Origin of the sequence: Parafilimonas sp. (assembly GCF_051953455.1) — a bacterium.
In the GTDB taxonomy this organism is placed as follows: Bacteria; Bacteroidota; Bacteroidia; order Chitinophagales; family Chitinophagaceae; genus Parafilimonas.
The window spans coordinates 12,571-25,826 of sequence record NZ_JBQCIT010000044.1; the positions used below are offsets into that span (position 1 = coordinate 12,571).

The following is a 13,256-nucleotide window of genomic DNA, read 5'->3' on the forward strand; positions in this document are numbered from 1 at the left end:
TATCCTGGCTTCGCAAGCCGTTTAATGTTAGCGCCTATTCTGTCAAAACCTAATTATCCAGGCATTATTAATGAACGACAGTAACATACTAAGGCAAACTTTCGATGAAGTAGCCCTGTTATATAACGAGGTAAGGCCCCGCTATCCGGATGAATTATTTTCAACGTTGATTGACATTACTAATTTAGATGCAAATGCAACACTTCTTGAAATTGGTGCCGGCACCGGGCAAGCCACAAAACCATTAGCTCAAAAAGGGTTTCAAATAACTGCAGTTGAATTAGGGCAATCATTAGCAGAAGTAGCAAAGCGGGAATTGGACGACTATAAAAATGTTCAGGTAGTAAATACTTCTTTTGAACAATCAGATTTTTTGCCCAAAACATTCGACTTAGTATATGCAGCCACTTCGTTTCATTGGATAGACCCTGCTGTAAAATATACAAAAACACATCGCTTGCTTCGGGATAGCGGTTATCTGGCAGTCATTCATACAAATCATATATCGGATGAAGCAGGAGATAATTTTTTTATTGAATCACAACCTGTTTATGAGCGGTATAATTTTTTAGATAATCCTAAACCAAAACTGCCAAACAAAAAAGAACTTAAACCCGATGAAATTGATGAACATTTATTTAAATTAATGCACTATCAGCTCTTTCCTGTAATTATAACCTACACGGCAAAGAATTTTGTTAAGCTACTGAACACGTATTCAAGTCACCTTAAAGCTGACAAAAAAATTCAGCATTTATTCTATCGGGAAATTGAAGATTTTATTAATGAAAATTTTAACGGCAAAATAGATAAGCATTTTGCAATGTCATTGACCGTTGCCCAAAAAATATAAAGCAGAACAGCCTCATAAAAGTTTCCTATGTAAAGGGTTGCAGGGATTCAAGCTTTTACAGGTATCAAGAAAGCATAAACATTATTGCTTCTTCCACACCACGGTTGCAGTAACGGCCCCGCCGTTGGTGGTATGGGTAACCACATAACTCAATACATTATTCTCAAGCGTGAAGCTGCGTACCTGCACATGGCCTTCCCAGTTAGGATAAAAAGCATGCTGCACATTGAAAGCAATGCTATGTTTATCCGGGTTAATGGTATAGGTGCCAAAATGTGAATTATTGCCCTGCACCAAAGCAGCATTTTCAGCGGGTGTAGCCTTATTCTTATCGCCTGCTGCAACTTTTGGCCGAACGGCTTTTAAAATCTGTATGGCATAATCACCACCATCGGTGAACACGAGCAACCCCACGGGATTTTCGCCGTAAGGCAATGTTTTGCTTCCGTCGGCATTTGTGTTTTCCACCTTTACCAATGCCCATGTGCCCACAAGTTGTTTGCTTGTTTTTTCCGGCTGTTTTACATTTTGTGCCTGTAATGTGGTGAATAACATAAAGGCAGCACACATTAAGTATTTCATCATTTTATAGTTTTTTTAAAAAAATTGAATTGATTTAAGCCGGCAACAAATGCCTGTTACAATAACCGGCTTTTGTAAATTCATCTATACTGGAAGCTATATATTCAATACCGGGAAACAGGTCCGCCAGTGCTTTTACAATCCGCTGCGACAAGCCGGCTTTCTGCGCTTCCGTTCTTCCTTCAAGAATATACCCAAACACATGAATGAAGCTGGTTTTTTTACCGCCCACTTCATAGCGCACATAAGGATTTACCCTTACTTTAATATCATCTTTTGTAAAAAGGCCGCTGGCTTCAGCAGCATTCAATACAGCACTTAGCATGTCGGGTTCAGACGCCTGTGTTAAAACATCGGCCGAACAATCAATAATAAAATGTGGCATAATTTATTGTTTTTAATTGTTACTGATTCTTATGATTTCTCCGTTAACCGGGCAGCAAATTTTCATTTGCTTTATAAGTTGATAAACGCAAAACTATGCAGGGCATACGCCTATGCATTTGTACTATTTTACGCTTCTTTTGTATTTTGCAGCTATGCAGGTTGAAACCTTATACAAACCGTATGAGATTGAGAAGAAAGAAATGCAGCGCTTCCCAAAAGTTACAAAGCGGAATAATTTCTTTGAGCTGATACATATTATAGAAGGCACAGGCATACAAACGGTAAACAAGAACCGGTTTAACTACCGCAGGGGCAATTTGTTTTTATTAACGCCGCAGGATGTGTATTCATTTGATATTAGTACGCCAACAACCTTTTTCTTTATCCGGTTTAATGAAATGTATGTAAAAGAAAAAATGGGAAAGGATAAAGAAGCGGTAAAACAGGTGGAATATATTTTACAAAATGCCAGCCATCGCCCGGGCTGTATATTAAAGAATAAAACCGACAAGCCTTTAATTGCCTCGCTGGTGGAAAGCATATTGCACGAACAATCCAATCAGCAACTGTATTACAACCGTATTACGGAACAAATTATTAGTACCATGATTACTATTGTGGCAAGAAATATTGCGCTGAAACTTCCTAAAAATATAAAGGAAAACACCGGTGAACCTGTGCTGGAAATGCTGCAGTATATTCAGCAAAATATTTTTGAACCGCGAAATTTAAGGGCAGAAAAAATCAGTGGGCATTTTAATATATCGCTCAATTATTTAGGCCGGTATTTTAAGAAACAAACGGGCGAAACCCTGCAAAGCTATATTGCCAATTACAAGCTTCGGCTGGTAGAAACCAGGTTATTGCACAGTGATATGCGGATTAATGAAATTGCTTACGAATTTAATTTTACCGATGAAAGCCACCTGAACCGGGCATTCAAAAAGTATAAAGGGATAAATCCATCCGAGTTCAGAAAAATAAATACCGTCAACTAAATACCGATAACCATTTATATAACATTTACCGGTTGCCAGGAGTTCCGGGCACTACTGGCAGTGTACTTGTGCCTTGCAACATAAAACAAAGCGAACCCCGCACAAGTACATAAAGCACCATTAGTCTCAACAAGAATCGCCATTATATTTATTACCAGTATTGTTTTATTTTTTTTCTTAAAAAAGTTACACTTCTTTCCAGTTGGTCCATGCCGTCAACACCATCTTCAATACTGATCCAGCCATTAAAGCCCACCCTTTTTAATTCGGAGAAAATAGCATCATAGTCATTCAACCCTTTCCCTATTTCACCATGGCTTAGCCTTTTTGCATAGCCTGTTGCACCGCCTTCTTCGTTCCGAAGGTCTTCTATCGTTCCATATTTCAAATAACGGTCGCTGGCATGCATCGTAACTACACGGTGCGAAACCCTTTTCAATAACTCAACCGGATCTTCGCCTGCGAGGTAGGTGTTACTTGGGTCATAATTCACGCCAAAAAAAGGGTGCTGAACGGCGTCAACCAATTTGCAGAATACATCCATTTTCTGTGCAAACTCGGGATATTCCCAGAAATCATCTTTATAATGATTCTCCAATATCAATGTAATATTTCTTTCCTGCGCATAAGGCAAACATTCATAAATACAATCTGCTGCCAGTTTCACGCCTTCCTCAACGGATAACCCTGGCCTTCTTTGCCCTGATAAAACGCGGCAATAAGATCCGCCCAGAGTATGCGTCATATCAATCCATACCTTCTGCTTCTCCATTTCCCTATCGCGGAATTTCTTATCGGGATGCGTGAAATCGGGCGAGCAGCACATCATTGGAATTACTTTGCCTTTATCGCTTACCATTTGCCGGAATAAAGGCCAGTTGCTTTTATCATGCATTTCCAGGAAACCGGCGTACCATTCCAGGCCATCAATATCGAGCTTTGAAGCAAGATCAATCCATTCGCTTACTTTCATTGTTCCATCTTTACACAAAGCCTGCATAAATGCTTTGGGAAACGCTGCTAATTTTGGCATATTGATTACCGTTAGTTATTTGGATATCTTGATTGTTGAAGCATCTTTAGGAGGGTTGCGCCCGATAAAAGGATGCTGTTCTAAATCTACTACCTGCCCGCTGATGGGACCGCTTTCATCCGCCAGCCAGTAAACCGCAGCCGCGGCAATTTCTGAAGGCCACAATATTCTGCCTGCCGGTGCATATACCGGTGGCAAATCTTTATACCAGTCTTCCGTAAGGCCATGATCTTTCTTCCGTTGCTTTTCTGTTTCTGTCAGCACCCATCCCGGGTTAATTTGGTTTACCCGCACATGATTTTCGCGGAATAGAGTATCACCAAGATTTCTTGTCATCGTCATCAAAGCTCCTTTACTAACGCTATAGGCGAACAGGTTAGGTTCACCACTGTAAGCATTAACAGAACCGATGTTCAATACACAACCTTTTTGCTGAGATAAATAAGGCAGCGCGGCTTTAATTAAACTAAAAGGGGCAATTGTATTTACTTCCAGTATTTTCCGCAGGAAGGTTGGGTCCGTTGTATGGATACTGGACGAAGTAACAATGGCTGCATTATTTACAACTGCATCCAGTTTACCAAATGTTTTTACGGCCAATTGCACCAATCGTTCTGCCGCGCCTTCCCTGCTTATATCTTCAATATGCAAAACGGCCTTATCGCCGCCTGTTTCATGTAATACCGCTTTGCCCCATTCTTCTTCCAATCCATGCAGTACCACCTTTGCGCCTTCTTCCACACACCGTTTGGCAATTGCTTTACCAATTCCGGTAGTGCTGCCGGTAACGATTATGACTTTATGCTGCAATCGCATAGCTGATGATTAAACTGGTTTCAAAACGCTTTTTACTACTTCTCCTTTATGCATTTTTTCGAAGGCTTCATGCCATTCTGTAATGGGCCATACACCGCCTATAATTGGTTTTACATCCAGGCTTCCGGAAGCTAATAAGGAAATTACTTTTTCCCATACCGGCCAGTTATGGCTAAAACTTCCCTGGAGTGTAACATTTTTTTGCACCAGTGGGTCCAATGAAAAACCCAGTGGCTGCGGTCCCCAGCCTACTTTGGTGATATGTCCGTTTGGCCTCACCAATTGCAATGCAATTTTTAAAGTAATGCTGGCCCCTGCTGCGTCAATGATGAAATCAGCGCCTAACCCATCTTTTCGTTTAGCCCATTCCGTTGCATCGCCGGTTATTGGTTCAACGCCGTATTGCCTTGCAATGTCCAGGCGGTGCCTGTCTGTTTCCAAACCAACAATTGCCACATTCGCTCCGCAGAGTTTTGCCACAGCAGCGCAAAGTATGCCGATGGTACCCGGCCCCAAAACAATAACCCGGTCACCGGGTTTTATTCTTGAATTTTCAACCACTGCATTATAAGCAACGCAACAAGGTTCTGTTAAACAAGCCTGCTCAAATGAAAGCTGGCCGGGCACATGATGCAGGCAGCGGGCGGGCACCCTTACATATTTTGTCATTGCACCATCCACGCCATACCCAAATCCTTTCCGGTCTGGATCAAGATTGTAGAGGCCGGCTCTTGACATCGGGCTATCGGGATTAATAATAGCCGCTGTTTCACTTACAACCCTGTCTCCTTCCTTCCAGTTTTTTACACGGCTTCCTGTTGCTGCAATATGGCCGCCAAATTCATGTCCAAGCACCACGGGGTAATTTACCGGCCAGCTATGATCGGCTGTCCATTGATGTAAGTCGCTTCCGCAAACGCCCACATTCACCACTTCAAGCAGAACATCATCTTCCCCTATTTCAGGCTTATTGATTTCTCTTATTTCCACCGAACCTTTTTCGGGTGCATAGTTTACTACTGCTGCTGATTTGATCATAACTTAAAAAGAATAATTTTTATGTTGTGTATTGCGTGATGGTTAAACACTTTTACCGTATTAAACTCTAATCATTATTTACTTCATCTTAGTTACATCACCATAGCTGTGAATCTTTTTACAAATCAACCGCAATGATTCTTCCAGGTTACCATCTGCCGTTTTGAAAGCATCCGCATCAATTGTAAGCGGGGCGCCTAATACAACTAACGGTGCGCCATACGCGGGGCACTCGATCGCCTGCTGAAGCGATAATCCTCCTACTGCCTGTACGGGAATATTTACAGCTTCCACCACAGCGCCTAACTGATCCAGCGGGCTTGGCATTCTTTTCCCCTGTGCGGCAATACCGCGGCGTTCATCATAACCAATATGATGAACGATATAGTCACAACCCAGGTCTTCAAGCCATTTGGCCGCCGCCACCATATCATCGCAACCGAGATTATCACCCATTACTTTTACGCCGAAGTCCTTTCCGGCTTTTACCACGCATTTTATTGTTTCTTCGTGTGCCCTTGCCATTACCACCACATGTGTGGCACCCGCTCTGGCCATCATTTCCGCTTCCAGGTAGCCGCCGTCCATTGTTTTTAAATCGGCAACAATGGGCACACCGGGAAAAGCCGCCCTTAATTTTTTAACCCCATGCAATCCTTCCGCTAATATTAAAGGCGTACCGGCCTCCAGCCAATCTACACCGGCCCGCATAGCCATAGCGGCGGTTTCCAGCGCCTCATCAATATTTGTAAGGTCCAACGATATCTGAACTATCGGCTTCATGAATAATTACTATTTAAAAGTATATGGTGATAGAAATAGAAAATGGCTTGCAGCACTAAAGTTAAGTACTTAAGCTTCAATGTGGCTACCTTTCCTGCAATGTTTCTTTCGCAAAGCCATAAGTAAGGAAAGGATATTGCGGCCTTTGCAGCACTATTCGGTGCAAGTATGCTTTTCTGCCTCCGCAACAATTATTTCACTTCACCCCCGGCTTCATTTATTTTTGCCGCAATTAATTAAATCATTTTAAAAAATCCCTTTTTGGGTTAGGGTATGAAGCACACACCTTTCACACAAAAGCATATTGCGCTCGGCGCTAAAATGGCTGAATTTGCAGGATACAATATGCCGATAAGTTACACGGGCATTAACGACGAACACGCTGCCGTACGCAATAATGCCGGTGTGTTTGATGTGAGCCACATGGGCGAAATTATTCTGAAAGGCGAAAATGCTTTAGAACTTATCCAGCGGGTAACCACCAACGATGCATCGAAGCTTACCAATGGCAAGGCGCAATACAGTTGCTTTACCAATAATGAAGGCGGCATAGTGGATGATCTTTTGGTCTATTGCATTGAAGAAAACAATGTGTACATGCTGGTGGTAAATGCCGGCAATATTGCAAAAGACTGGCGCTGGATTGAACAACACAATTCCAACAATGTTGAACTCCATAACATAAGCGATAAAACCTGCCTGCTTGCCATACAGGGCCCTAACGCAACAAAAATGCTGCAGCCGTTAACCGATATTGATATCCTTAACTTAAAATATTACACATTCGTAAAAGGAAAATTTGCCGGCGTTGATAATGTTTTGATAAGTGCAACAGGATATACAGGCGCGGGAGGCGTAGAAATATATTTTCCTGCCTCGTCGTCAGACAGGGAAGATAAAGACAACAACGCTGATACAATATGGAACGCCATTTTTGAAGCGGGCAAAGCGGAAGGTATAAAACCTATCGGCCTTGGCGCAAGGGATACGCTTCGTTTGGAAATGGGTTTTTGTTTATACGGCAACGATATTGATGATACCACATCGCCGCTTGAAGCAGGCCTGGGCTGGATAACAAAACTGAATAAGACAACAGCTTTTACTGCGAAAGAGATTATAGAAAAACAAAAAGCGGAAGGCATTAAAAGAAAGCTCATCGGTTTTGAAATGATAGACCGCGGTATTCCGCGCCATGATTATATAATTAAAGATGCCGGAGGTAATACGATAGGTAAAGTAACCAGCGGTACGCAATCACCATCGCTGGGAAAGGCTATAGGCATGGGTTATGTTGCCATTGATAATGCCGGTTTGGATAATGAAATTTTTATTGACATACGCGGCAGGCTTATTAAAGCAAAGATTGTGAAGATGCCATTTAGTTAACGAAACTGGTTCAGTTTAAAAAACTGAACCAGTTTTTATTCATTCCACTGTCCGGCGCCCATTCGCAGCACTTCATATTCATCTTTGGTGCAATCAACGATGGTTGAAGGAATCATGCCGCCGGCGCCACCGTCCACCACGATATCAACAAGGTTTTTGAAGTTCTCATAAATTAATTCCGGATCGGTATATTCTTCCACCATTTCGCCGGGCAGCGAAGCCGAGAGAATAGGATGTTCAAGTTCCTGTACAATCGTTCTTGCAATGTTATTATCGGGCACACGTAAACCAATCGTGCTTTTCTTGCTTTGCAAAATCTTCGGCACTTCTTTGCTGGCAGGCAAAATAAAAGTGTAAGGGCCGGGCAAATATTCTTTCAGCAAGCGATACAGCGGCGTTGAAATGCCCTTGGTGTATTTGCTTAAATCGCTCAGGTCATAACAAACAAAACTTAGCTGTGCTTTATGCGGGTCAATATGTTTTATCCGGCAAATTTTTTCTATCGCCTTATGCTGAAAAATATCGCAACCCAGTCCATAAATAGTATCAGTAGGATAAATAATCACTCCACCGTCGAGCAAACACTCCCTGATGGTTTTAATGTGGCGTTCATTTGGATTATCGGCATGCACGTGCAACAACATATTCAAGGCTTTTTATTTGTAAACAATTATGACCAAGTTAGACTAAAACCATTTTATTTTTACGCATGCCTGAGAAACAAACAAGCGGAACAAAAGAGGAAACCACAAGACTTTTGCCCTCAGAAGAAGTTTTCCTGGAGGGACCTAAAAACCGTGGTTACGAATTACTTTTCAGTTTAAAAGTATGGTGGCAGTTTATAAAAGCCTTTCGAACCCTGCATTTTGTGGGCCCCTGCATAACAGTATTTGGCTCTGCCAGGTTTAAGGAGGGCCATCATTATTATGAAAAAGCAAGAGCGTTTGGTAAGCGTATTGCTGAAATGGGATTTACCACCATGACAGGTGGTGGCCCCGGTATAATGGAAGCTGCTAACCGTGGCGCTTTTGAAAATGGCGGCGTATCTGTTGGCTGTAACATCAGGCTGCCTTTTGAGCAGCATGAAAACCCTTATCTTAATACAAGCATAACCATCGATTACTTTTTTGTGCGTAAAGAACTGCTGATGAAATATTCTTATGCATTTATTTGTATGCCGGGTGGTTTTGGCACGATGGATGAATTTTTTGAAACGCTTACTTTAATTCAAACAAAAAGCGTAACAGAGTTTCCTATTATTTTATTTGGAAAAGAATATTATAAAGACCTTGCAGAGCTTATGGGGCAAATGGTGGAAGAACAAACGATAAGCCCGGAAGACCTGGAACTTGTTTTAATTACCGATAGCGTTGATGAAGCCATGGACCATATACGCACTTATATAACCAGCAACTATAAAATAAGGCCCCGGAAAAAGATGTGGTGGCTGCTGGAGAAGAGCTAAACAAATTCAGGCTTCATTTTTCTAAATCTTCTTTTGCTAAGCCTGATTGTTTTAAATGAAATTGAAGTTCCGGTTGGTATTTGTTTTTGCTATGACTTAACTGAATAAATATTCCACATCTTCTTTTGTAAGGCTCTTCACAAAGCTTGTGTCATCCGTTATTAATTCAGCAGCCAGTGCACGTTTGCGTTCCTGCAGCTTTAATATTTTATCTTCAACCGTGTCTTTACAAATCATACGGTAAGCAAAAATATTTTTTGTCTGGCCAATACGGTGCGTTCTGTCTATGGCCTGTTGCTCCACAGCGGGGTTCCACCAGGGGTCAACTATATAAACATAATCGGCTGCGGTTAAGTTCAAGCCTACGCCGCCGGCTTTTAAAGAGATAAGAAATACGCGGCAGTTTTCATCTGTCTGAAAACGTTGAATGGCTTTTTCGCGGTCTACTGCTGAAGTGCTGCCATCAAAATAAGCATACTCAATTCCAAGCTCTTTCATTTTATCTTTTATCAAAGCCAGCATACCGAGGAATTGTGAGAAAACGAGCGCCTTGTGATTGCCGATGTTTTCAGAAATTTCCCTGCCAAGTTCATCCAGCTTAACGGAAACATTGGGGTATTTTTCTTCATCATTTATAATGGATGGGCTGTCGCAAATCTGGCGCAGCTTCATTAAGCCCTGCAATATGGTAAGCTGCGATTTACCAACACCTTTATCTTCAACCGTGCCTAAAATTTTATCGCGGTAATCATTTCGGTAAGCATCATAAATTTTACGCTGTTCATCACCCAGTTCGCAGAACAAAATCATTTCACTCTTTTCAGGCAAATCTTTTGCAACCTGTTCTTTTGTTCTTCTTAAAATGAATGGGTATAACAGTTTGCGTAAATGTTCTTTTTGTTCTTTCTCACCAAATTTATCAATCGGAATAGCAAACTCCTGGCGGAAAAATTCCATACTGCCCAGCATGCCGGGATTTAAGAAATTCATCTGCGCATACATATCAAATGTATTGTTCTGCAAAGGCGTACCACTCATGCACAAACGGTTCTTTGCATTCAACAAACTGGCAGCTTTTGTTACTTTACTGTGCGGATTTTTAATGGCCTGGCTTTCGTCTAAAATAACATAATCAAACTCTGCTTCTGTAAACAATTGAATATCGCTGCGCAAAGTGCCATACGTTGTAATTACAATATCCGATTTATAAAAAGCATCCAATTGCTGTGAACGGGTGCTGCCATGATGGATATACCAGCTAAGCAACGGCGTGAATTTTTTTATTTCATTTTCCCAGTTGAACATAAGCGATGTAGGGCACACAACCAGCGCCCTTAATTTGCTATGTTCCGTTTTATAGTGATGCAGAAATGATAAAGCCTGCACCGTTTTACCCAAACCCATATCATCTGCAAGAATGCCGCCCCAGTTTACTTCGCTTAAATAATTGAGCCATTGAAAACCTGAAACCTGGTATGGCCTTAACACATGCGATAAATGTTCCGGCGGATCAATTTGTTTTACAGAATGATGTTCTTTTAAGCGTTCATATTTTTCTTCAAGCTTAAAGAAAATCTCTTCTTCGTTGCGCTGTGCATACAGTTCTTCAATTACGCCAAAATGATACTTGCTTAGTTTAATATTGGCAGCCTTTCCTTCACCCACAGCAAACAGCATCGAGTAACGGCGAATCCAGTCTTCCGGTAAAATGCCTAATGTGCCATCCTGTAAAGGCACAAATTGTTGTTTATTGGCCAATGCTTTTTTTACATCGGCCACGGTAACTTTTTGTTCGCCGAAATGAATATCAATCCTTGCATCAAACCAGTCTGTATTGCTGCTGATAAATATTTTTGTTGAAGGTTTCGCTGTATTAAAGCGGTATTTCTTCAGCGCATCAAAGCCATACACAGGAATATTCATATCCTTCACCGCATCTGCAAATAAAAAGAACCAGTTATTCTTCAAAACATCGGCACCTTTAAGTGCAAGTGAATTATCATCCGTATGAATGAAAGATGAATGCAGGTTCTCGATTTTTTTAATCAGCGATTTTTCCACTTCTTCATTGCGGTGAATAATAACAAGTTTGCCTGCAGACGGAACAATTATGCGGTCTTTATCTTCGGGTTTTACATCAAAACCATTATAATTAAAGAAAGGCTGAAACAAAAGATAATCACTTTTTTCTTTGATCATCAGCCGCATTTCGGGCTTTATATTTTTAAGCTCTTCTTTTTGTATGCCGCTAAACTGAACATCGTATTGCTTGGTGAGCGGGAGAATAAATTCAGCAAGTTGTTTGCTCCAGCTTTCTTCCGTAATAACTATTTTTCCTTCAGTTAAAAAACGTTCGGCCAGCAAAACATCTTCCGTGGTTTGCCATAAATAAAAGGTGTTCTCATGCTGGAAAACCAGGGGCGAAGCCATTGTATTTTCTTCAAGCGGCACAACAGAGCTCAGCAGCTTTACAAAACATTTTACTTCATAAGTATTGTCTTTATGCGAAATAATAAACTGCGGCTGTATGTACTGATTGGAAAGAACTGCAGGTTCAATGTTCGCAGTTACAAATTGCTTTTGCTGCGGTAATGAAAAAGCAAAATTGCCTTCACTTGTTTCGGAAAATAATTTCTTGTATTTGGGTAAAAGATATTCAGTAATGAGATAGCGGGTTTCTTCAGGCAGTTCATCATTATGCTGCTGAATAATATTTTCCCATATACCACTGAAAGGAGAGTTGCGGTTAAGGTACCGTGTAACTTCAGATGGCAGCAGCTTGCGTAAATGCTGCAGCAGCATTTTATCATCTTCGCTTACATCTTCTGTATTTACAAATTTTGTAAGGTCGAGTTTCTCTATCTTTCCTGTAAAATATTTTTGTTCTTCATCGGTTTCGCCTTTAACGGCTTCCGCCTGTATAAACGGATATTGTTGCGCGTCCTGCCTTAATACTACCCCTAATTTGCGGTATTGAATAGTGGCTGCCGGCTTTTCTTCAACCAATACTTCCTTTTCTTTCTGCACCGGCATTTGAAAAGGCTTGCGCTCCGGTTGTGCAGGCGCCGCCACACGTTTTATGCTAGGGTCAAGCACACGCAAAAAAGGTTTGCCATCGCGGAATGTAAATTCAAATTTGCCCTTCAGGTTGTCATCAACTGTATAACCATATAAGGCCAGTAACTTATTTTTTTCGCGGTCGCGGTTGCTGATGCTGTCAAAGAAATTCGGCCCGTGATTATGCATAAGCTGCAGCAGCACAATTACTTTGTGCACACACAGCGGGTAATGCGTTTCTGTATTGCAGTTGCAGCTTGTATCAAGATTGCGTTCATCGTTACGGCGGAATTGCAGGTTATATGTTTCGCCTTCATAATTTAATTCTGCTTTTACAATATCGTTTGCCGCTTCGGTAATATTAGCTTTATAGGTGCGGAGAAAATCTTCTGCAACCGTTAATATATCCGGTGCAGCGAGTAGTTTTATGGAACGCAGCTCAAGCTGTTTCAGTTTTACAACGGTATGCTGCTGTTTATATTCGGTTTCTGTTTCGCCAAGCTGGTTGTTATCAATCATTTCCTGCAGGCGGAATAATGCGGCTGCTTCGTGACGGCAAATATCGCCAAGATTATATGGGCAGGTGCAGCGCAGCGAAAGGGTTTGAATGTTATTATAACGGTTCAGGTAAACTTTATAAAAAGTATTGTAAGTATCGTCGCGCATGCGGAAAACAACTGAGTTAAGCAACTCATCGTTTTCAATCAGTTCAACATAACCGAGGGAAAAAATTTTTTTTCCGCGGCGAATTACTTCATCTGTTCCGTTATTGTATATGTACTTAATTAACTGTGGTAAAGCCAAAGCTGATGTATAAATTTTAAGATTTCGGATGTATGCTTCAAAAAAAAGCAACTG

At 41.3% G+C, this 13,256-nt stretch carries 12 protein-coding genes; 4 read left to right on the forward strand and 8 right to left on the reverse strand.

All coding sequences use genetic code 11. The annotated features are described in order from the left end of the window. Positions 1–70 precede the first annotated feature (70 nt). Positions 71–853, forward strand: a complete 783-nt coding sequence (locus tag ACTHN6_RS15980; protein WP_440436776.1) for a class I SAM-dependent methyltransferase — start codon at positions 71–73, stop codon at positions 851–853. Positions 854–934: 81 nt separating this feature from the next. On the opposite strand, the gene ACTHN6_RS15985 is transcribed toward ACTHN6_RS15980, so the two are convergent. Then, entirely contained in the window at positions 935–1,438 is a 504-nt protein-coding gene (locus tag ACTHN6_RS15985; RefSeq protein WP_440436777.1) for a lipocalin-like domain-containing protein, read from the reverse strand. Positions 1,439–1,469: 31 nt separating this feature from the next. Then, entirely contained in the window at positions 1,470–1,820 is a 351-nt protein-coding gene (locus ACTHN6_RS15990; protein WP_440436778.1) for a 5-carboxymethyl-2-hydroxymuconate Delta-isomerase, read from the reverse strand. Positions 1,821–1,974: 154 nt separating this feature from the next. Here ACTHN6_RS15990 and ACTHN6_RS15995 point away from each other — a divergent pair, with 154 nt between their 5' ends. After that, positions 1,975–2,820, forward strand: coding sequence for an AraC family transcriptional regulator (locus ACTHN6_RS15995; protein ID WP_440436779.1), 846 nt, complete (start codon positions 1,975–1,977; stop codon positions 2,818–2,820). 151 nt (positions 2,821–2,971) lie between these two features. On the opposite strand, the gene ACTHN6_RS16000 is transcribed toward ACTHN6_RS15995, so the two are convergent. The 4 genes from ACTHN6_RS16000 to ACTHN6_RS16015 all read right to left on the reverse strand — a co-directional run bounded on the left by ACTHN6_RS16000 (position 2,972) and on the right by ACTHN6_RS16015 (position 6,490). Next, entirely contained in the window at positions 2,972–3,853 is an 882-nt protein-coding gene (locus ACTHN6_RS16000) for a sugar phosphate isomerase/epimerase family protein (RefSeq protein ID WP_440436780.1), read from the reverse strand. Positions 3,854–3,868: 15 nt separating this feature from the next. Then, a complete protein-coding gene (locus ACTHN6_RS16005) occupies positions 3,869–4,669 on the reverse strand; it encodes an SDR family NAD(P)-dependent oxidoreductase (RefSeq protein ID WP_440436781.1) in 801 nt (266 codons plus the stop codon). A gap of 9 nt (positions 4,670–4,678) precedes the next feature. Beyond that, positions 4,679–5,707, reverse strand: coding sequence for a zinc-binding dehydrogenase (locus ACTHN6_RS16010; RefSeq protein ID WP_440436782.1), 1,029 nt, complete (start codon positions 5,705–5,707; stop codon positions 4,679–4,681). 78 nt (positions 5,708–5,785) lie between these two features. Further along, positions 5,786–6,490: an orotidine 5'-phosphate decarboxylase / HUMPS family protein gene (locus ACTHN6_RS16015; RefSeq protein WP_440436783.1), complete on the reverse strand. Its 705-nt coding sequence runs from the start codon at positions 6,488–6,490 to the stop codon at positions 5,786–5,788. A 273-nt stretch (positions 6,491–6,763) separates the two neighbouring features. Here ACTHN6_RS16015 and gcvT point away from each other — a divergent pair, with 273 nt between their 5' ends. After that, entirely contained in the window at positions 6,764–7,876 is a 1,113-nt protein-coding gene (gene gcvT, locus ACTHN6_RS16020; protein ID WP_440436784.1) for a glycine cleavage system aminomethyltransferase GcvT, read from the forward strand. Between the two features lie 35 nt (positions 7,877–7,911). On the opposite strand, the gene ACTHN6_RS16025 is transcribed toward gcvT, so the two are convergent. Further along, on the reverse strand, positions 7,912–8,520 hold the full coding sequence (locus ACTHN6_RS16025; protein ID WP_440436806.1) for an L-threonylcarbamoyladenylate synthase: 609 nt from the start codon (positions 8,518–8,520) through the stop codon (positions 7,912–7,914). Between the two features lie 65 nt (positions 8,521–8,585). Between ACTHN6_RS16025 and ACTHN6_RS16030 the strand changes: the two genes are divergently transcribed. Beyond that, a complete protein-coding gene (locus ACTHN6_RS16030; RefSeq protein ID WP_440436785.1) occupies positions 8,586–9,341 on the forward strand; it encodes a TIGR00730 family Rossman fold protein in 756 nt (251 codons plus the stop codon). 96 nt (positions 9,342–9,437) lie between these two features. Here ACTHN6_RS16030 and ACTHN6_RS16035 read toward each other — a convergent pair whose 3' ends face one another. Then, positions 9,438–13,202, reverse strand: a complete 3,765-nt coding sequence (locus ACTHN6_RS16035; RefSeq protein WP_440436786.1) for a DEAD/DEAH box helicase — start codon at positions 13,200–13,202, stop codon at positions 9,438–9,440. Positions 13,203–13,256 lie beyond the last annotated feature (54 nt).